Annotated in this window: 16 protein-coding genes and 1 tRNA gene; 3 read left to right on the forward strand and 14 right to left on the reverse strand. The window is 41.4% G+C overall.

The genetic code is table 11. The features are described from left to right. From MJ761_RS07055 to gmk, 9 genes are all read right to left on the reverse strand, one after another. A partial coding sequence (locus MJ761_RS07055; RefSeq protein WP_239392890.1) for an ESPR domain-containing protein occupies window positions 1-1,050 on the reverse strand: 1,050 nt, incomplete at its 3' end. Between the two features lie 2,257 nt (window positions 1,051-3,307). Next, window positions 3,308-3,383 (reverse strand) — tRNA-Ile (locus tag MJ761_RS07060). A 102-nt stretch (window positions 3,384-3,485) separates the two neighbouring features. Further along, window positions 3,486-5,447: an RNA polymerase sigma factor RpoD gene (gene rpoD / locus MJ761_RS07065; protein WP_093091497.1), complete on the reverse strand. Its 1,962-nt coding sequence runs from the start codon at window positions 5,445-5,447 to the stop codon at window positions 3,486-3,488. 59 nt (window positions 5,448-5,506) lie between these two features. Continuing rightward, window positions 5,507-7,291 carry a DNA primase gene (dnaG, locus tag MJ761_RS07070; protein ID WP_093091499.1) on the reverse strand — a complete coding sequence of 595 codons (1,785 nt, stop codon included), beginning with the start codon at window positions 7,289-7,291 and terminating at the stop codon, window positions 5,507-5,509. 80 nt (window positions 7,292-7,371) lie between these two features. Beyond that, window positions 7,372-7,815, reverse strand: coding sequence for a GatB/YqeY domain-containing protein (locus tag MJ761_RS07075; RefSeq protein ID WP_093091501.1), 444 nt, complete (start codon window positions 7,813-7,815; stop codon window positions 7,372-7,374). Between the two features lie 184 nt (window positions 7,816-7,999). Then, window positions 8,000-8,212 carry a 30S ribosomal protein S21 gene (gene rpsU / locus MJ761_RS07080; protein WP_037405146.1) on the reverse strand — a complete coding sequence of 71 codons (213 nt, stop codon included), beginning with the start codon at window positions 8,210-8,212 and terminating at the stop codon, window positions 8,000-8,002. Window positions 8,213-8,489: 277 nt separating this feature from the next. After that, window positions 8,490-11,024 carry a RelA/SpoT family protein gene (locus tag MJ761_RS07085; protein ID WP_239364550.1) on the reverse strand — a complete coding sequence of 845 codons (2,535 nt, stop codon included), beginning with the start codon at window positions 11,022-11,024 and terminating at the stop codon, window positions 8,490-8,492. Window positions 11,025-11,039: 15 nt separating this feature from the next. Further along, on the reverse strand, window positions 11,040-11,243 hold the full coding sequence (gene rpoZ, locus MJ761_RS07090; protein WP_093091503.1) for a DNA-directed RNA polymerase subunit omega: 204 nt from the start codon (window positions 11,241-11,243) through the stop codon (window positions 11,040-11,042). Between the two features lie 51 nt (window positions 11,244-11,294). After that, window positions 11,295-11,906, reverse strand: coding sequence for a guanylate kinase (gene gmk, locus MJ761_RS07095; RefSeq protein WP_093091505.1), 612 nt, complete (start codon window positions 11,904-11,906; stop codon window positions 11,295-11,297). Window positions 11,907-12,072: 166 nt separating this feature from the next. Between gmk and MJ761_RS07100 the strand changes: the two genes are divergently transcribed. From MJ761_RS07100 to MJ761_RS07110, 3 genes are all read left to right on the forward strand, one after another. Further along, complete coding sequence (locus tag MJ761_RS07100) at window positions 12,073-13,698, forward strand: CTP synthase (RefSeq protein ID WP_093091507.1); 1,626 nt, start codon at window positions 12,073-12,075, stop codon at window positions 13,696-13,698. 147 nt (window positions 13,699-13,845) lie between these two features. Beyond that, window positions 13,846-14,346: a DUF3465 domain-containing protein gene (locus tag MJ761_RS07105; RefSeq protein ID WP_239392891.1), complete on the forward strand. Its 501-nt coding sequence runs from the start codon at window positions 13,846-13,848 to the stop codon at window positions 14,344-14,346. Window positions 14,347-14,415: 69 nt separating this feature from the next. After that, window positions 14,416-14,991 (forward strand): HdeD family acid-resistance protein, encoded by a 576-nt coding sequence (locus MJ761_RS07110; protein WP_093091509.1) that lies wholly within the window; start codon window positions 14,416-14,418, stop codon window positions 14,989-14,991. Between the two features lie 95 nt (window positions 14,992-15,086). Here MJ761_RS07110 and MJ761_RS07115 read toward each other — a convergent pair whose 3' ends face one another. From MJ761_RS07115 to MJ761_RS07135, 5 genes are all read right to left on the reverse strand, one after another. Then, the gene (locus tag MJ761_RS07115) at window positions 15,087-16,280 is read right to left on the reverse strand and encodes an amino acid aminotransferase (protein WP_093091511.1); all 1,194 of its coding nucleotides are present in this window, start codon (window positions 16,278-16,280) and stop codon (window positions 15,087-15,089) included. A gap of 108 nt (window positions 16,281-16,388) precedes the next feature. Beyond that, window positions 16,389-17,096, reverse strand: coding sequence for a tRNA (guanosine(46)-N7)-methyltransferase TrmB (trmB, locus tag MJ761_RS07120; RefSeq protein WP_093091513.1), 708 nt, complete (start codon window positions 17,094-17,096; stop codon window positions 16,389-16,391). A 60-nt stretch (window positions 17,097-17,156) separates the two neighbouring features. Beyond that, complete coding sequence (aroB, locus tag MJ761_RS07125) at window positions 17,157-18,239, reverse strand: 3-dehydroquinate synthase (protein ID WP_093091515.1); 1,083 nt, start codon at window positions 18,237-18,239, stop codon at window positions 17,157-17,159. 6 nt (window positions 18,240-18,245) lie between these two features. After that, the gene (locus tag MJ761_RS07130) at window positions 18,246-18,788 is read right to left on the reverse strand and encodes a shikimate kinase (RefSeq protein WP_176715049.1); all 543 of its coding nucleotides are present in this window, start codon (window positions 18,786-18,788) and stop codon (window positions 18,246-18,248) included. Window positions 18,789-19,537: 749 nt separating this feature from the next. Then, a complete protein-coding gene (locus MJ761_RS07135; RefSeq protein ID WP_093091519.1) occupies window positions 19,538-21,718 on the reverse strand; it encodes a type IV pilus secretin PilQ in 2,181 nt (726 codons plus the stop codon). Window positions 21,719-21,753: the final 35 nt, after the last annotated feature.

The following is a 21,753-nucleotide window of genomic DNA, read 5'->3' on the forward strand; positions in this document are numbered from 1 at the left end:
GGTAATAGTGCCGGTAGTTTTACCGTTATTAGTCAATTCAACCGTACCAGCTTTTATATTGCTTATCGTACTTTCAAGCGTTTTACCTGCATCATTGGTTACTTCTATTCTAGAAGAGGCTGAATCACTATTATTAATAATATTGCCGGTGCTTGTACCGCTATTGTTTAGGATAATTGCACCAGCACCTTCGTTGGTAATAGCGCCGGTAGTTTTACCGTTATTAGTCAATTCAATCGTACCAGCTTTTATATTGCTTATCTTACTTACAAGCTCTGTGTCAGGCCTATTGATTACTTCTATTCTAGAAGAGGCTGAATCACTATTATTAATAATATTGCCGATGCTTTCACCTTTATTGTCTAAAGTAATTGTACCAGAACCTGTATTGGAGATATCCCCTTTTAGCCTAGATTTATTATCAATTTTGAAAATACCGGATCCTTGATTAATAATATTACCTGTTATGCCTTTCGCGCTATCCTTCTCTGTGTGATCAATAGTAACATTATCATAATTATTATCAATAGTGACGTTACCAGTACTATCCGTTGTACTTGTAATATCACTACTTATTAGGAATGAGTTGTTAATTATAATATCACCCGATCCTTCATTAGTAATACCACCTCGTATTTCTCCATGCTCGTTTGTAATAGTCAAATCACCTGCTTTCTCACCTCTAGACGTATCTTTACTCACAATGCCGCCTGATAGGAGAAAGTGATCCTGAATTTTGATGTCAAATTTTTTCGAGTCATCCTGAACGATAATACCTGTTGCGCTATGGTATGGGAGTGAGCGACCTTGAAAAAGAAGTTCAACGTCAAATCCAGAAATGGTACTGTTACTATGAATATAATCGTTTGGCGTGTCTCGATTAACAGTTATAGTCATATCAGCAGCAGCAACACTGGTGCTAGCTAATGCCAGAACCACGGCTGCCACTATATTCAGACCATTACTTTTGCATTTTCCTCGCACCAGTTCTGAGCAGGCTACCCATGTCTGGGTAGATTCACTCCATTTGGATTTGTAGATGTTATTCATCAGTTTTCCTTAATTGTGAAAAATATTTAAAAATAAATTTTCAATATCTAATCAAAAATTTACTGTGTTTGCCTTTAGTGTGTAATTTCTTGATTAAAGAGATGAAATTATGAACAAATTGATTATATAAGATAATTTATATCATATCAAAATAAAGTTATATTAATTCTATTTGTATATTAGAAATAATGAAGCAAATCTGCCTGGAGAAAAAGTGAAAAAATCCAATATTTTCATGTAAGTATATTCATGGTTTATGCTGTGTGTGGTGAAAGAGTGTAAAACTATAGCTGTGTTCAATGAAACAATATTTTTTAGTTTAATACAGCTAAGATGTTATTAAAGAGATTATAAATGTTAATAAAAGTTTTTGTAATTTATAGATAATGATATTTTATGTTATTGGAATGTAATTTGATTTAAAGCCTGTATTGGCGGTGTTTTAAGCTATGAATAAGGATAACAAAAGTTATGAATAAGTGTGTTAATTTTACAACTATGAAGATAAAGAAGGTATTTTATTTTAACAATTGTGTGGTGATTACCAATAGTTAGCAGGTTTATTGGTGTTTGGTGAAATATCCGGGGCTTGTCCGAAAGGTATTTTGATAGTTTTTTGGGGTATAAATATATAAAGATATGGAATATTTAAAATATATATGCTATTTGTGTTTTATATAAAAGCTAAACTATTGTGATGCGGATTCTAAAATAGCTTGGTTTAAGTTATTTTGTTGGTTTAATGTGATAAATATTGAGTGAAAAGCGGTTAACAGCCAGATTGTATTTGAGCTGGTGCTAATTGAATATTAAAATAACTAATTAAGTATTAAGAAGATTAATTTTTCTGCTATATTTCTATCAATTCGGAAGTATCAATCTTTTCTATGCGGTAGACAATTTCTATGTGAAAAGAGGATTTTTTGTTTTAGGCAATAATATTAGTTGCAGGTAGTGGTAATCAGTAACTTTCAACGGCATTAAAGTTTGGCAAGTAAGCATTTAAGTCCTTGTATATCTTTCTAACGCGCTCTGTTAATGTGAATATTAAATTATATTGCTCAGCCACTTGGTTTACGCTGCCTGATATGATGGTTGGATTCATAGCATGATATTGCCGCTACTGAGTGCGAACTACAAAACTGTGCAGGGAAATAGCGATAAATTGAAGGTCTTTAATGTGTGTAGCCAATTTAAAATTGTTTTGAAGCTGTTCTAATTCTTTTACACCAAATGGACGCCAATTTCCTCTAAAACTCAGAATAGCTGGTCTGGTTGCTTGGAAATTGTTTAGTTGAATTTTTTGCTGATTGATGAATGTCAGGGTAAGTTTGCTATTACGGTGAATATTTCTTGAGTTAATTGGGTAAGTATATCTTGCTGCACTGTTTGGTACTCTTCCATTATTTTTATGAGTAGTTGGTTTTTACGGTATTTTTATGAACTTGTTGTGATGTTTTTTAGTTTTATTAGGTTTTGTTTGGATAAGTTTTGATTATTTTTCAACTTCAAGATTGTGTTGGTAATGTAGTCTTTCGATTAATTTGGTGCCTATACGTGGAAGAAGTATGAGGTATACGCTTTTTTATTTTGGGTATTTGTTTTTGAAAGTGCTTGCTTATTTCTAATGAGCTAATTAGTGTTGGTGTCGCGGCTTTGGCTATTATGTGTAATTTAGTAATTTCCTGTTATGGTAATTATGGCTATTGTTTTAGCAAAATTAAAATAATTATTCTGCTTTCAGGTGGTTGGAGTTACTTAGGTGGTTGGTGTATTCTATATCTAAGGTGTCAGCAGTGGACAAGAGAGTTTTGGTTTTTTCTAAATCAATAATACTTTCTTTTTTAAATATAACTAAATGATAAATAATTGTTTTTTGTTTTGATTTATTATTTGTCTTTTAATTTGTTAACTATTTGACAATTCACAATGCAATATAAGGCTTTAAAGTTGTTGTTACTTATTTTGAGCTATTAATTGAAAAATCGTCGAAAGGAAGTTATTGGCGGTAATGGTGAAATGTTTGCTAATTGGCAAAAGAAGGCTATTATCAGAATTTTTTATCTGAGCTGTTTTATGTGGCTGCTTATTTTATTTTGTGGGTTATCGGTAGTGCTGAGAAGAATGCTAGTGGCTAGGTTGGATAATTAGTTTTTTGCCTGATTGCTGATTTTGGGACTGTGTGAGAATAAAAAAGCCGCTTGATAGCGGTTTTTGATAATAATTCTGCCTGATGCAAAATTTTGTGAGGTTTTTTTGGTGGGTCCAGTGGGGATCGAACCCACGACCAAGGGATTATGAGTCCCCTGCTCTAACCCCTGAGCTACAGACCCGATGGATGTGTATTTTAGTGAGTACGGGTTGATATTGCAAGGCTGTTGTTAAAAAAATCATCCGCATGAAGCGGATGATTCTGGTTTTAAAGGATAAATATTTTACTGTTTGTTTTCGTCGCTGTCGAGGAAGCTTTTCAGCCGGTCGGAGCGGGTAGGGTGGCGCAGTTTACGCAGGGCTTTGGCCTCAATCTGGCGAATGCGTTCACGGGTTACGTCAAACTGTTTGCCGACTTCTTCGAGGGTATGGTCGGTATTCATGTCGATGCCAAATCGCATACGCAGTACTTTGGCTTCGCGCGGGGTAAGGCTTTCGAGTACATCTTTGGTTACTTCGCGTAAGCTGGAGTACATGGCCGCATCTGCTGGTGCTACGTTATTTGCATCTTCAATAAAGTCGCCCAGATGGGAATCATCATCATCGCCGATAGGTGTTTCCATGGAAATCGGTTCTTTGGCAATTTTCATGATTTTGCGGATTTTATCTTCCGGCATTTCCATCAGTTCGGCCAGTTTGGCGGAATCGGCTTCTTCTCCGTTTTCCTGTAGGTACTGGCGGGAAATCCGGTTCATTTTGTTGATGGTTTCGATCATGTGTACCGGTATGCGGATGGTACGTGCCTGATCTGCTATTGAGCGGGTTATGGCCTGACGAATCCACCATGTTGCATAGGTGGAAAATTTGTAGCCACGCCGGTATTCGAATTTATCTACAGCTTTCATGAGGCCGATGTTGCCTTCTTGAATCAGGTCGAGAAATTGCAGGCCTCGGTTGGTGTATTTTTTGGCTATGGAAATAACCAGACGCAGGTTGGCCTGAATCATTTCCTGTTTGGCGGCAGCTGTTTCCTGCTCGCTTTTGATCATGTTTTTGTTAATCTGTTTGAGTTCGTCCAGTGAAATCTGGGCGGTTTGTTCGAGATTGGCCAGTTCTGTCTGTTTTTCGACGATGGCATACTGAAAGCGGCTCAGGGCTTCGTTCCAGACGCGGTTTAGGGAGAGTTCTTCATCTACCCAGCCCAGATCGGTAGTACGGTTGGCAAAGCTTTTGATAAAGTATTCGCGTTCCATATGTACGCGGTTGAGGGCGATGTCGCGAATTTCGCGTTCGAGTTGGCGTACCTGATTGACGCGCATGCGCAGGTTATCGCACAGGCTTTCAATCTGGCGGGTAGCGAAACGTACCTGTAATAGCTGTTCGGCAATTTCCTGTTGCAGTTTGAGGTAGTCGGCATGGCGGCTGCCTTTTTCCTGTAATACGACAACCATGGCTTCGTAGAGGCTTTGAATTCCATCGAAATGTTCGAGGGTTTTCTGGCGCAGTTCTTCGAGATTAGCTGATGCTACCAGTGCTGCGCTTTCTTCGTCGCTTTCTTCTTCTGTGTCGTCAACTTCAACGCTGTCATCGCTGTCGTCAATGGTTTCTGTTTCGTCGTTTTTGCTGTTTAGGCCGATTCCAAGTTCATCCAGTAGTTCTTCATGTGGGTCGACGATGGCTTCGACTACTTCATCTACTTTGATTTCATCTTTGCGTATGGCGTCGATGAGGGTAAGTATTTCTGCTACGGAACCGGGACAGGCGGAAATTGCCTGAATCATATTGCGCAGGGCGTTTTCGATTTTTTTTGCGATGATTATTTCATCTTCGCGGGTGAGCAGGTCTACTTGCCCCATTTCGCGCATATACATGCGTACTGGGTCGGTAGTGCGGCCGAATTCGTTGTCTGCATTGGATAATGCTGCTTCTGCTTCGGCTACTGCATCGTCATCGGTCATGTTGGCGGTATTGTCGCCCATTAACAGGCTTTCGGCATCAGGTGCTTCTTCGGTAACCTGTATGCCGAGGCCGGAAATCATGGATACGATGTTATCAATCTGATCCGCATCTGACATTTCATCAGGCAGGGCGTCGTTAATTTCAGCGTAGGTGATGTAGCCGCGTTCTTTGCCCTGAATAATCAGCTGGCGCAAGCGGGCGCGCTGTTCTTCGGCAGTTAACGGGCGGCTGTCATCCTGTTCCTGACTGGTACCAATGGTGGTCTTTTTAGATGTTGAGTTTGCCATATTTTACTCGATGTATTTGTAGCGACTGATCGCTGCAAGCGGTTGCAATGGCCATCATTCTATACTGACGGCATTTTGGACGGGCTTAAGAGTAGTAGCAGTAACTGTTTTTCGTCGGCACTTAGTGTTCCATGCTGGAGTTTGCGCTTCAACGCATCAATCTGCTGTGTCTTAAGGTTGTCCAGTAATTTTTGCATACCCTGTTTGAACGTGGTGCAGTCATCTTCATTTCCTGGCTGCATGACGTCCGGTGAATCCAGATAGTCATGGATAATCTGCCGGATGACGGGTTCAAATTCTGTGTTACGCATCAGTTCCAGCACGGCACCGCTGTTTAGTGGTGTAACGGAGGCTTGTATGCGTTCAGCCAGCGCGGCGAGGCATGCATAATCGCCGTGCAGGTCCAGATATTCTGGTAGCTCTATATATACGGCCCATTGTGGATTTATCAATAGTGCACGTATCTGCTTTTGTGCAAGTGACATGACTGGAGGCTGCCGGAATGTGTTCTGGGGTAAGCGGTAACTTTTCTGTTTGATGGCCGGCTGTCTGGGCTGTTCCTGTCCCAGTAGCTGTGCCAGATTGTGTTCGTCTATGCCTACTTTCTGGCTAAGTTCTTGACGAAGCAGGTATGATAATGCCGGCGCTCTGATCTGTGCCAGTAAGGGGCTGGCTGTTTTAATCAGTTCGGCTTTGCCTTCTTGGGTGTCTAGATTGATGTTTTCTGTCAGTATCTGCCAGAAGTAGGCTGATAGTGGCAGGCTTTGATTGACTAATGCGTCTTCAAAGGGTTTTAAACCATTGCTGCGTACATAGCTGTCTGGGTCATGTTCTGCTGGTAGAAACAGGAAGTGTAAAATTTTGTCGTCTTTGAGCTGGGGCAGGGCGTTTTCTAATGCACGCCAAGCGGCTTTTTTTCCGGCTGTGTCGCCATCAAAGCAGAAGTAGATGTGATCGCTTTGACGCATCAGCAGGCGTATGTGTTCGGCGGTGGTGGCTGTGCCCAGTGCTGCTACGGCATAACCGAGGCCAAACTGAGCCAGTGCAACTACGTCCATATATCCTTCTACTACCAGTACCCGTTGGGCTTCTTTGATTGCAGCGCGTGCTTCATACAAGCCATACAGGTTGCGGCCTTTGTCAAATAAGGGTGTTTCTGGTGAGTTGAGGTATTTGGGTTCGCCGTTTTCTATGATGCGCGCTCCGAATCCGATTATCTGGCCACGGGTATTGCGGATGGGAAACATGATGCGATCACGAAAGCGGTCGTAATGGCGCTCATCTTTGGCTATGACCATGCCGCTGTTTACTAGTGCATTGCTTGGGTAGGGCTGGAAGATTTTGGCTAGCGCCTGCCAGTCATCCGGTGCATAACCTAGGCCGTAATGGGTGATGATTTCGTCGCTGAGGCCGCGTTGCTGTAAATAGTTTTGGGCTCGCGATGAGGTTTTTAGCTGCTGCTGGTAGTATGTGGCAGCGGCTGCGGTGGTTTGTTCAAGGGTTTGCTGTTGTTGTTTGTGTATTTTCTGTGCCTGTGGATTGCTGTTACCGGTTTGTTTTGGTACGGTTATGCCTATACGGTCGGCCAGAAATTGTACGGCCTCTTGAAAACTCAGTCCCTGATATTCCATTATGAAGCCGATGGCGGAGCCGTGCACGCCACAGCCAAAGCAGTGATAAAACTGTTTGGTGGGGCTAACGGAAAAGGAGGGTGATTTTTCTTTATGAAACGGGCAGCAGGCCATGTAGTTGGCGCCGCTTTTTTTTAGCGGGACAAACTCTTCGATTACGTCGACGATATCAATTTTATTCAATATTTCGTCTATAAATTCGCTTGGAATCATGCCAACTACGCCTGTTTTCTGCTATGGTAAAGGTTCTGGATCTGTTATCAGGGGTTTGTTTGTGCTGCTGTTATTGCTCATCAGCCTAAAAGCTGTTTGATTTTTTTGCTGACTTCACTCATGTCGGCTTTGCCTGCCAGTGTTTTTTTCAAAACGCCCATTACTTTGCCCATGTCACTTGGTTGTGTGGCGCCTACGCTGGCAATGGCTTCTTTGATTGCTGTTTCGATTTCGGCGGTGTCCAGCATTTTGGGCAGGTATTGTTGCAGCAGGTTGATTTCTGTCTGTTCTTTTTCGGCCAGATCGTTTCTGCCACCTTCGGTAAACATGCGTACTGATTCTTTGCGCTGTTTGACCATTTTGCTGATGATTGCTGTGAAGCGGTTGTCATCTACTTCGATTCGTTCGTCTACTTCGATTTGTTTGATTGCAGCCAGTGCCATGCGAATGGTAGAAAGGGCGGCTGAATCATGGTTGCGCATGGCTGTTTTCATGTCTTCTTGCAGTTGTTGTTTTAGGCTCATTATGGATACTCGCAATAAATAGTTGTTAAGTGAACTGATGATTAGGCGTTACTGCTGGTATTCTGGTTTGTTACGGTTTGTGTTTTTACCCGCTAAAATACAAATACCGCAAGCAATAGCCTGCGGTATTGTTTTTGTATGGTATTTACCCGGCTATAAGATTTCAGAAGCCGGCGATAACCGATTAAAAGTATTTGGGTGGTAATTGCTGGCTGCGCAAGCGTTTCTGTAAACGTTTTACGGCTGCTGCTTTTTTGCGTTTACGTTCGGTAGTTGGTTTTTCGTAAGCTTCGCGTGCACGCAGTTCCGTCATCAGGCCGGTTTTTTCTACAGAGCGTTTGAAACGGCGCATTGCAACTTCAAAGGGTTCATTTTCTTTTACACGAATAGAAGGCATGTTATTTCCTGAGTAAATTAATTGGTTACTGAATTATTTATCAGTATGGTCAATACTGAATTACTGCCATGTATGGCAAAGGCGGTGTTTACGGTACCGCATAACCGTGTACAACATCACCTCCCAAGGTGTAAATGATGGTTATATCTGTTTGTATAAAATTCTAACAAATATAAGGTTATTTTAAATAAATAGATTTTAATTATCGCTGATTAAATTTGTTTCGTCAAGATGATGTTTGATAGTCTGATGCTGATGTTTGCTACAAATGTTTGTGTTATAGGCGGTTTACTCGGCGAATCTGGGGTATGGAATGCAGATCACGGGTGATGAGGTTGAGCTGGTCTAAGTTTTTTACTTGCAGTACAAAACGCAATTCGATAAAACCTTCTACGCCTTCAAGTTTTTTTGATGTGGTTTCTACTGATTTGATGTTGCCGCCATTAGAAGATATGGCTGCGGCTATGGTGGCTAGCAGGCCATGACTATCGATAGCATTCAGACACAGGGTAGTCTGGTAGTTGCTGGCCTGTAGGATGTCCCAGTTGGCATCCAGTTGCAGTTCGGGATCGGTTTTCAGGATGGTGTTGCAGATATCACGGTGTATGATGATTCCCTGATCTTTAATCAATAGGGCTTTGATGGAGTCGCCGGGAATGGGGTGGCAGCATTTTGCCAGATGAATATGGGCTGATTCATTGCCGGTGAGGTTAATCGGTGCCAGTTTGATGGTGTTGTTAAAGTGTTCTCCGGCCAGTTCGGCGATGTGCATGGCTACTGAAACGGGTTGCAGCAGCCCCATGCCAACTTCGCACAGGATATTTTCAAATGAGGTGTTTTTGAGGTGTAAATCGGCCAGATATTTGTCTTTCAGGCTGTCTGAAAGTAAAACATTTTCGGGTAGCAGGCTTGAGAGTGCCTTTTGCAATAGTTTTTCTCCCAGACGTATGGCATCACTACGATCCATTTTTTTTATTTGGCTGCGGATGGCTGTGCGTGCATGGCTGGATACGGTAAAGTCTAGCCATGCCGGTGTGGGATGGCTATTGCTTGATGTGATGATTTCTACTATGTCGCCTGTGTGTAAGCGGGTGCGTAACGGCATCAGGTTATGGTTGATGCGCGCTGAAACGGTTCGATTGCCAATATCAGTATGGACTGCATAGGCAAAATCCACTGGTGTGGCACCTTCTGGTAAGGTGATGATTTTACCTTTAGGGGTAAAAATATATACTTCATTTGGAAATAGATCTGTTTTGACATGCTCTAGGAATTCGATGGCGTTGGCGCTGTGTGCCTGAATGTCCAGTATGCTTTGCAGCCACTGGTTGGTACGCATCTGGGCTTGATCAAAACTGTTCTGTTCACTATCTTTGTGCATCCAGTAGCTGGCAATGCCACGTTCGGCTACGGTATCCATTTCATGGGTGCGTATCTGTACTTCTATGGGTAAGCCATAGGGGCCGACGAGTATGGTATGCAGGCTTTGATAGCCATTGTTCTTGGGAATGGCAATATAATCTTTGATTCGACCCGGTTTGGGTTTGTATAGATTATGTAGGACGCCTAATGCGGTGTAGCAGGCTGGTATGTTGTTGACGATAACTCGGAATGCATAGATGTCCATTACATCGGCAAAGTGCAGATTTTTCCGGCGCATTTTTTCATAAATGCTGTACAGGTTTTTTTCTCTGCCTCTTACCTGAGCCTCAATATTGGCGCTGACTAAGCGCTGGCTGAAAGCGCGCAATACTTTGCCCACTACATCGCGCCGGTTACGTCGGGATGATTGTATGGCTTTTGCTAATACTTCATAGCGATGGGGGTATAGATGCTGGAAGGCTAAATCCTGCAATTCTCGATAAACGTGATTTAATCCGATGCGATTGGCCAGTTGCGCATAAATTTCCATGGTTTCTTGGGCAATACGCCTGCGGCTGTCTGGCTTTTTTGCCGACAGGGTGCGCATATTGTGTAATCGGTCGGATAATTTGACGATAATTACGCGTACATCTTGAGTCATCGCCATTATCAGTTTGCGAAAGCTTTCGGCCTGTGCTTCCTGCTGGCTGTTGTATTCCAGTTTTTCCAGCTTGGATAATCCATCTACCATGTTGGCGATGGTTTCGCCAAATTCGGCAATGATTTCTTCTTTGGTGGTGCCTGTGTCCTCCAGTACATCATGCAGTACGCCGGCGCATAAAGCCTGTATGTCTACGTGCCATTCTGCCAGCTGGGTGGCCACAGCCAGTGGATGGGTAATATATGGCAGGCCACTATTACGAAATTGTCCCTGATGTGCTACGGCACCAAATTCGCATGCTTTATTGAGCAGATGCAGGTCTTCTTTGCTCAGGTAAGAAGCAATATGCAGAAGTTTCTTCTGTGCTTCAGCAATAATGGCTTGATAGCTGCTTTCTATTTGTTGCTGGCAGCATTTCAGCTGGGTGGCGATACTGGTGTGTGATGAGGTATTAATGCTATCAAATATTTTCATGCCTACAGGTCCCATAGCCTGACTGGGCATATGTTTATCTGTGGCGGTGATTGATAAGTCTTCAAAGGCTATTTTGATTAAGACTGCTGCAAGTGCCTGTATGCGTTGCTGGTGTTGCGCCAGTGATGTGGTGATGTCAAAGCTGCGTTTAAGTAGCGCGGTTTTGCCAGCATGCTCAGCTAGGGTGTAAATGTAGGCGCAAGCCTGTTCCAGTAATTGCCAGCGTTCCTGTTTGTTCAGATACTCTGTTTGTGCAAACAGGCTATCCCGCCACTGATTAACAGGTGGTTTATAGGGTAGGCTGGGTGGGAACATGGCTATTTGCCTGTGTTATTTTTGTTTTTTGAGTAGCTCTGTTCCAATTTGGCCGCTGGCAATTTCACGTAAGGCAATAACTGTGGGCTTGTCATGATCTTCTTCAACCAGTGCGGTAGCACCATTGGCCAGTTGTCGTGCACGCAAGGCGGCAGTCATAGTGAGGTCAAAGTGATTGGGAATACGTCCGATGCAATCTTCTACTGTAATACGAGCCATAATCTGAATTCCATTCCTGATATTAAGTAATTAAGAAATAGTTGAAATAAATTATTCTCCGGCTAAAATCCGGGTAACTGTTTGACTTTGTGCTTGTGCACGTAATCCGACCGAACGGATAATTGCCAGTAAATCTTGCTCTGCCTGAGTAAGCTCCTGATTAACAATTACATAATCAAATAGTATGCTTTGTGCAATTTCTTCGCGTGATTTTTCCAGCCGGTAGGCAATCACGTCTTCGCTATCTGTGCCTCGGTTTTGCAGGCGCTCGGTTAGTTCAGTCATTGAGGGGGGTAAAATAAAAATGCTGGTTGCATCTGGCAGTAAGCGACGGATCTGTTCTGCCCCCTGAACATCAATTTCTAGAATAACGTTGTAGCCCTGCTGGGTTAATGATTCTACGGCTTTTAAACTGGTGCCATAATAATTGCCATATACATTGGCATGCTCTATAAAGGCATTGTCGGCAATCATTTCCTCAAATTCACTACGGCTGACAAAATGATAATGTACACCATTTTGCTCTCCTGCACGTGGCATTCTGGTGGTGTGGGAAATTGAAATATGAATATCCGGCTGATTGGCACTCAGGCGCGATACCAGAGTGGTTTTGCCTGTTCCTGAAGCAGCAGAAACAATAAAAATATGTCCAGATTGCAACATAATATAAATTTAAGGATTACGGTGACTAATTATGCCACAGCCGTGGTTGTTACGCCAATGTGAATAAAGCATTATTGCATATTCTTGCATTGTGTGAAGCCAGTAGTATCTTTCTTTTAGGGTTATTTTCAGCTAAAATGCTAAATTCAATTTCCTGCTGATTGTCATGACCAAGTTTATTTTTGTGACTGGCGGTGTGGTCTCTTCTCTGGGTAAAGGCATTGCCGCTGCGTCTACTGCTGCTATTTTGGAATCTCGTGGTCTGAAAGTGACCATGCTTAAACTGGATCCTTATATCAATGTTGATCCGGGTACTATGAGCCCTTTTCAGCATGGTGAGGTGTTTGTTACTGATGACGGCGCCGAAACGGATCTGGATTTAGGGCATTATGAGCGCTTTATTAATGCTACTATGCAAAAGCGCAATAATTTCACATCCGGACAGGTTTATGAAAGTGTAATTCATAAAGAGCGCCGTGGTGATTATCTGGGCGGAACGGTTCAGGTGATTCCGCATATTACTGATGAAATCAAGCGTAAAATTCATGAAGGTGCGGCCGGCTATGATGTTGCTATTGTAGAAATCGGTGGTACTGTAGGTGATATTGAGTCTCTCCCTTTTCTGGAAGCAATCAGACAGATGCGTAGCCAGCTGGGAAGAGCTAATACGCTTTTCGTTCATTTGTCTTATGTTCCCTTTATTGCCGCTGCCGGTGAAATCAAAACTAAGCCAACGCAGCATTCTGTTAAGGAATTACGTGAAATCGGTATTCAGCCGGATGTGTTGATCTGTCGTATGGATCGGCCGATGCCGGAAGAGGAAAAACGTAAGATTGCTTTGTTCTGCAATGTTGAAGAGCGTGCTGTTATTAGCTGTTATGATGTAAGCAGTATTTATGAAGTGCCGAGAATGCTGCATGATCAGGGTATTGACAGTATTATCTGTGATCAGCTGCAATTGAATGTGCAGCAGGCTGATCTGACTGCATGGAATAAAATTGTATACTCAGTACAGCATCCGAAGCATAAAGTAAAAATTGCCATGGTAGGCAAATATGTGGATTTAACTGAGTCATATAAGTCTTTGTCTGAAGCTTTAAAGCATGCCGGGATTCAAACGGAAACTGAAGTAGATATTCACTATATTGATAGTGAGGTTCTGGAAACAGATGGGGTAGCCAGTTTGCAGGATATGGATGCCATTTTGGTTCCGGGAGGCTTTGGTACACGTGGTGTGGAGGGCAAAATTGCTGCCGTACGCTATGCACGTGAACAGAAAATACCTTATTTGGGTATTTGTCTGGGTATGCAGATTGCTCTGATTGAATATGCGCGTGATGTGGCTGATTTGGAAGGTGCTAATTCAACTGAATTCAATTTGAAAACTCAGCATCCTGTTGTTGCTCTGATTAGTGAGTGGCAGGATCGTGACGGTCAGATTGAAAAGCGTGATATCAATGCTAATCTTGGTGGCACAATGCGTTTGGGTGCGCAGGAAGTTAGGTTGGCAGCTGGTACGCTGGCCAGAACTATTTATGGTAATGAGTTAATTCGTGAACGTCATCGCCATCGTTATGAGGTTAATAACTACTATTTACCTCAGTTACAGCAGGCCGGTTTGGTAATTGGTGGGGTATCTACAGGACATGAACAATTGGTGGAAACAATTGAATTGCCGGATCATCCTTGGTTTTTTGCCTGTCAGTTTCATCCTGAATTTACGTCAACGCCTAAAAATGGTCATCCTTTGTTCACTGCTTTTATTAAGGCAGCATTGACTTTTAAAAAGTAATTTAATATTTTCTGCTATGCTAAATAGGCTACTCGTTTTCTCGGGTAGTCTATTTTTTTGTTTAGAATTAGTAATATTTTTGCTATCTGGGATGACATTTTGTATGATGGTTTGAATGTTTATGTATGCAGATATCAATCTTTCAATATGAAGAATATTATTTTACTGGTCATGGTGGCTATCGGTTTTTGGTGGTTGCAGTATGGCGCGGAGGAGGAACAGCAGCAGAAGAGTCAAGCGCATGAGCAGATAGTAGATTCTTTTAAGTCAATTCGGAATAATTTTACTGGATCGCCTTCGAATAATAGTGCTTTGGTGGAGGCTATTCCTGTTAGGCGGGCTCAAAGTGAAAATCTTGATAAGGTGCAGGTATATGGAGAGGGCAAGGTAATGAAAACTTTGCCCGATGATAATAAGGGTGTGCGTCATCAACGATTTATACTCAATACTGACGACGGTACTCTTTTAGTAGTGCATAATATTGATTTGGCTCCTAGATTAGATGGTTTACAGCGTGGGGATAAGGTTGCTTTTGCTGGTGAGTATATTAGTAATAAACGGGGTGGTCTGATACATTGGACACATCATGATCCTTCGCATCGCCATGCTGATGGCTGGTTGTTATATCAGGGAAAGCGTTACCAATAAATTTGCTGGGATGGTGCGTTTTAAAAATTTACCATTTGTATTTTATATATTTAAATAGAGGAAAATATTGTGAATAATCTTTCTTTTCGTAATCCATTGGTTGATTTATTGTCTGAAAATTGGTGGATGGTACTAATACGTGGTGGTGCAGCTTTAATTTTTGGCTTACTCACGTGGTTCTATCCATTTATTTCCATTCTGATTATGGTGATGTTCTTTGGTGTTTATGTTTTGATTGATGGGGTGTTGGGCGTTGTTATTGCTATCAACGGCCGCCGGACACATCAGGATTGGTGGCTGATGCTGATTTGGGGTATGGTGAGTATCTTGGCTGGAATAATGACCTTTTTTGTTCCGGGTATAACTTGGCTGGTTTTGATTACATTTATTGCAATCTGGTCGCTAGTTAGTGGAATACTTCAGATAATCGCTGCTATTCGTTTACGTAAATCTATTCGTGGAGAGGGCTGGATGATTGTTGCGGGTATGTTATCTGTTTTGGTAGGTATTATTTTATTTGTCAATCCTGTGCAAGGGGGAATAGCGCTCACTTGGGTTATTGGTGTTTATGCAGCTTTGTTTGGTGTGATGAATATTGCTCTGGCTTTTCGGTTACGCCGGTTTGCTGCTTCTGGAAATGATTAAAATTAATGATTCTTTAATATTGACTTCGTTTATTTGTTAAAAAGCTGGCTGGTAATAATTGAAACCAGCCAGCTTATGTCGTTTAGGAAATGATTTTATTTCAATACTTCTGCCATCGCATTGGCCACATATTCTATATTGCTGGTATTTAAACCGGCCATACACATGCGACCATTTTCGACTAAATACACTCCGAATTCATTTTTTAAGCGATTTACCTGTTGGGGGCTTAAGCCGGTGAAGCTGAACATGCCACGTTGTTTTATAAAATAGCTGAAATCGCGTTCTGGAATTTTAGCCTGTAATACTTCATACAAACGAGAGCGCATAGCACGAATGCGATCGCGCATGATATAAACTTCTTGCTCCCATTGCTGAAATAATTGGCTATTATTCATTACACGGTCAACTACGTTGCCACCGTATGCGGGTGGGTTTGAATATAAACGGCGAATAGTAAATTTAAGCTGGCTTTGTACCAGACGCGCTTCTTCTGCTGTAGGGCAGACTATACTCAGACCACCGACGCGTTCACCATACATGGATAGATTTTTGGAAAATGAATTACTGACATATATACATAAGCCCATATCTACCGCTTTGCGAATTGCATAGGTATCTGTATCTATATCATCCCCAAATCCTTGATATGCTATGTCCATGAAAGGTATTAGCTGCTTTTGCTGGATAATATCCAGTATTTCATCCCATTGCTGATGTGTGGGGTCGATACCTGTAGGATTGTGGCAGCACGGGTGTAATAATATGATGCTGCCTGCTTCTAGTTGCAGAAAAAATTGTTTTAGTTCTGTAAATTTGATGCCAATGGTTTTAGGATCATAATAGGGATATTGATGTACTTCTATTCCTGCTCCTTCAAATATACTAATATGATTGCCCCATGTAGGATCACTAACGTAAGTTTTTGCCTGTGGGAACCACTGGTGGATAAATTCTGCACCAATGCGTAAGGCACCAGAGCCACCAAGGCTGGCAATGGTTGCAATCCTATTTGTTTTAATGGCTTCGTGTTCACTGCCGAATAATAATTTCTGGCAGGCTTGTCTATAACCGGGGAACCCTTCCATAGGTAGATATTCATGTGGCAGATGTTTTTCTACCATCTGCGACTCTACAGTTTTGACGCATTCCAGTACAGGTACGTGACCAGTATCATCATAATAAACACCTACACCCAGATTCACTTTTTGGCTGCGCGAGTCCTGTTTGTATTGCTCCATCAGACCTAGAATAGGATCACCCGGATAGTATTTGACGTTCTGAAACATCTCAGTTCCTTAGAAGACAGCAATGTTATTTGAGGGAAAGTGAATTGCCATAATGCAATCCAATGTAATTGTACCTCAAATGTTTTTACTTTCTATTGATTTGAACTGTTATTTCTTAACAAAGACCAAATCCCACACATTATGTCCCAGACGTTTGCCACGTGCCTCAAATTTGGTTTCCGGCCGATAGGCAGGTGTGGGTGCAAAATCGGTTGCTGTATTTTGTAATTCGGAGAAGCTGGTTAGTACTTCAAGCATTTGTTCTGCATACTCTTGCCAGTCAGTAGCCAGATGGATATAGCCGTTTTTTTGCAATTTTGGTAGCAGTTGTTCAATAAACGGTATTTGAATCAGACGGCGTTTGTGATGGCGTTTTTTATGCCATGGATCAGGAAAAAAAATATGTATGCCATGCAGGCTGTTGTTGCTGAGCATATGATTGACTACTTCTACTGCATCATGGCGCATGACTTTTATATTCTGGATATTTTGTTCCTGAATCAGTTTTAATAAATTGCCTACGCCTGGTCCATGGACATCAATAGCCAGAAAGTCATATGCAGGAAGATTTTGGGCAATGGCAGCGCTTGCTACACCCATACCAAAGCCGATTTCGAGAATTTTAGGTGCATTTCGATTGAATATAGTGTTTAAATCTACTATATTTTTATGGTAATCAATACCATATTGCGCCCATTGTGTATCAATGGCACGTTGTTGTGCAGCAGTCATGTGGCCTTGGCGAAGAACAAAGCTGCGGATACTACGGGTATGATGTTCATTGCTTTCCACTAGTTGATCGGGTTTGTTGGTCATACTTTATCTTGCGTTTAATATTAAGGTTGATGATTGAGCTGATAGCGATTCTAACATGCTTCATGAAATGTATTGCTTTAATGTCGCTGCAAGGGTATCTGCTGTAATATTGTCAGCTAGCATAGCCTGCCCAAGGGTTTTGATCACTACAAAACGCAAGTTTCCATCAACTACTTTTTTATCATGGCTCATATGGGTAAGCCATGCACTCATTGGCATTGTCGGTGGGACAACTGGCAGGTTGGCTTTAGATAATATTGCAATTACGCGTGCAGTATCTTCCGGATGCAGATAACCAAGTTGTTCAGACAATCGACATGCCAGTACCATGCCCGCAGCGACAGCTTCTCCATGTAACCAGTTGCCATAGCCCATTTCTGCTTCGATGGCATGGCCAAAGGTGTGACCAAGATTCAGATAAGCGCGTATGCCGGCTTCTTTTTCATCTTTGCCAACAATATCGGCTTTCATCTGACAGCAGCGATAAATGGCCTCAGCCAGTACAGAGGGGTTTTGATCAATTAATGCAACAATGTTGCTTTCAAGCCATTGTAAGAATTCAATATCACCTAATACTGCATATTTAATAACTTCTGCTAAACCTGCGGAGAGCTCGCGAGAAGGTAAGGTTTGTAAGCTGTTTATGTCGATAAATACGGCCTGTGGCTGATAGAATGCGCCAATCATATTTTTTCCCAAGGGATGATTGATTGCTGTTTTACCGCCGACAGATGAATCTACCTGACTAAGAAGTGTGGTGGGAATTTGAATAAAAGGAGCACCACGCTGGTAAGTTGCAGCTGCAAAGCCTACCATATCGCCAATGACTCCTCCGCCCAACGCTAATAAAGTGGTCTGGCGTTCTGCTCGATGTTGCATCAAGCCGTCATAAATAAGATTTAGTGTTTGCCAGTTTTTATATTGTTCACCATCGGGCAAAATGATGCTGAAATGCTCATAACCTGACTGGGTTAGAATTTGTTGCCATTGAGATAAGTATAATGCTGCAACTGTGTCATTACTAATAATTGCAATTTTATTATTAAGATAGGGAGCAAGGATATTTTGTGCTGATTCAAGTAAGTGACTACCAATAAAAATTGGATATTGATGTGAGGCGGTGGCAACGGAAAGAGTATACATAATGGCTTATAACAGAGACAATTGTTGGGGAGGTTTACGCAGTAATCGTATTATTCGAGTAATGGTATGGGTACTATCAGGACTATCTACATCTATTATTGTATGTGCTGTGGTGCGATAAATAGGATCACGTATAGTATATAATTCCTCTAGTTTGGCTAATGGATCTGATACCTGTAGCAGCGGGCGGTTTTTATCATGTGCAATTCTGCCCAATAAGACCTCTGGTTGGGCATGAAGATAAACTACGTGGCCATTTTGTTGCAGTTTAAGCCGGTTTTCAATTTGTAAAACTGTGCCGCCACCCGTAGCGATCACAATATTTTTTTGTTGTACCAGATCGCTGATGACCATTGCTTCTCGACAGCGAAATCCAGCTTCTCCTTCAAGCTCAAAAATGGTTGGTATGGAAACACCAGTACGTTCGCAGATTACCTGATCACTATCATAGAAGGTACGACGTAATTTATTTGCCAGTTGTTTACCAAGAGTAGTTTTACCTGCTCCCATCAAACCAATCAGAATTAGGTTGCCAGCTATATCATCCATGTCTGTTATTGTAGCTGAGTACCGCAATTTATGCATTACTAGACTTGCGATAGATAGTTAATGGCTAGTGCTGAATCTATTTATATTATTCTATGCAAATTTTGATTCGTTGTTAGTTTATTAATAAGGGAATTGTAAATATTCCAAATTCAGTACAGAACTAATGCAGAAAAATGATGTTGCTTGTTTTTAGTGATTAACTCAATCAATGTCATATTATATGCCTTATGAGGTTTTTGGTGTTTTAAGCCCTCAGTCATTATTCAATTACGTTCCTTGCTTTTTCCAGATTGTTAAAGAGATATAAATCCGGCATTTCTGTGCGCTACGTACGTTTGTATCTTTCAATATAGCTATTTTGATTTGGCTGCTAGGGTTATTGTATTCTATCGCTATATTAGGAAATTTCGTTCGGTTAGAGGATGTATTCCCGGTAAACGCCTGTCCATTATCTTCGCGTATTTTTAGAGGATAATATGGTATTCGTTGTTTACGCTTTATCCTGAGGTTAAGCTGCCCGATAAATGCATGGTAATTCCAGTGGCTATGCTTTATGAACTGAAGTAGGTACTTGAACTTTGCTATGATTTCTTTCTTAAGTTGAGATTTTATCCTATGCTTGACAAACAATAGGCCTCAGCTTCTTTTAAGTAGATACGATTTGATACGGTGTTTGCTAGTTACAGTTTTACATAAGAAAAGCCAGTCTGTTTTTGCAGACTGGCTGAATCGATATTGCTGAATATGAATTAATATTTCAGCGGCGTATTAGTGGATTCAACTATACGTGGTGTAATGAAGACCAGTACTTCACTACGATCCTGTTTATTTTTCTTGTATTTGAATAAGTTGCCAATGCCTGGAATATCCCCTAGTAAAGGTACTTTACTGGTGCCGTATTCATTATTTTCATTATAAATACCACCAATAATTAATGTACCACCATTCTCTATCATGGTCTGGGTGTTAACAGTTCTTTTTTGTAAACAAATTTCACCAGAGCGTGTCAAATCAGCGGCAACATTTGAGCAGGCAACCGGATGATCATTTTGTACATTCAATGTCATAATAATATTGCCATCTGGAGTGATTTGTGGCGTAACTTTTAACCCCAATACAGCATCCTTGAAGCTAACAGAGGTAGCTCCGCTAGAACTTGCTTCCTGATAGGGAACCTCGTAACCAGATTCAATTTTGGCTTCTTTGCGATCCTGAGTTAATACTCTTGGAGATGAAATAATTTTGGTTTTACCTTCACTTTGCGATGCCGAAAGTTCTAGGAACAATGCACCTGAAGCAAAATTATGTACCCAAGACACAATTGAAGTTGGATTGGTTACACCAAGATTAACATTTGGTGAATCAAATTTAGCTGCAGCTTCGCCAGTACTAGGATTCCAACTTCTCTCTGTAATATGTCCACCAACTATATTTCTACCTGAGAGTCTGGTGTAACCAAATTTGGTTCCTAATTCACGGGCAAAACTATCGGTAGTTTCTACAATTCGCGCTTCAATCAGTACTTGTTGAGAAGGAACATCTACTTGTGCTACTAGTTTCTCAAATTTTTTGATGACACTATTAATATCGGTAATAATCAGGGTATTAGTAGCTGGATCCATTAATGCACTACCTCGAGGACTTAATATACTATGTTCTGGATCCGAACTTTTTCCATCCTCTGAAAGCTTAAGAATTTTTCTAAAGTCTTCTACGCTCCGGTATTTCAGCTGGAAAGTTTGAGAAAGCAGTGGGCCTAAATCATCAATTTTCTTTTGCTGTTCAAGAGTAGCCGTATCACGGGACAACAATTCTTCGCGTGGTGCAACATTAATTACATTGCCATTACGACGCATATCCAGATTGCGGGATTCCATCACCAGATTTAACGCCTGATCCCAAGGAACATCTTTTAATGAGATAGTCATTTTCCCTTGAACACTGTCGCTGGCGACAATATTCATACCCGATTCTTTTGCCAGAATTTGTAAGATGGTACGAACATCAATATCCTGAAAGTCTAAAGAAACGCGTTTACCTTTAAAAGATTTATTGGTATTTTTTAATCCTTCGCTGTCTAAATCAAACTTGCGGGATACCTCTACAATCAGATTATTACCGCTCTTAATCTGATTGTATTCCCAATTACCCTGCATCTGGATATTAACTTCAGTATCATTACCTAGCTGGCGTAAGCGAATAGAGCGTACTGGCGTACTAAAATCGGTAACATCTAAATTGCGTTGCAATTCGGTTAATAAAGGTACATTTTTATAGGTAAATGTCAAACTGGATGGATTACGTTTGATTACAGGTTGAACTTTGCCATTTAGTCCGATTATGGAGACTACGCCGCTACCATTTTTACCTTTTTGAAAATCTACACTAACAGGAGCGGCTGCATTAGATGTATTGTTATCTCCAATAACGAACCGTTGGTTGATCACCTGTTCTGTTATCTTGTTGCTTGCTGGATAGGAGGGTGAATTTAATACGGGAGTAGTGTTGACAAGCGGAACCCGTTTGCCTTTTCCTTTATTTTTTGCAGGAAGTGATTCCTGTACATAAATCCAGACTTCATTACCTTTAATGGTGGCATTATACTGCGCTGCTTTTGCTAGAGAAAGCAAAACGCGTGTACGGGATGAGGTTTGACCAGCATTAATTTGCTGCAAAACTGAGTCATTAAATTTTAGCAGATTTTGTGGGACTGTTAATCCAGTGTCATCAAAATCCAGTGCAATCCGTGCCGGATTTTCGGTAGTAAAGCCTCGTGGCAGTGCAGGATCACTATCAAACTTAATTTTGATCAGTCGCTGTTGATTTTGCAAAGTACCGACATTGATAGCGGTAATATTTCCTGCCAGTAGACTCTGACTCAGTAAACCCAGACCCAGAGTGGATAAAATAGATATGGTTTTAATCTTCATATTGATACCTTCTTAATTTTAAATGGGTTACTTTT

The organism is Snodgrassella communis (assembly GCF_914768045.1).
Taxonomy (GTDB): Bacteria; Pseudomonadota; Gammaproteobacteria; order Burkholderiales; family Neisseriaceae; genus Snodgrassella; species Snodgrassella communis.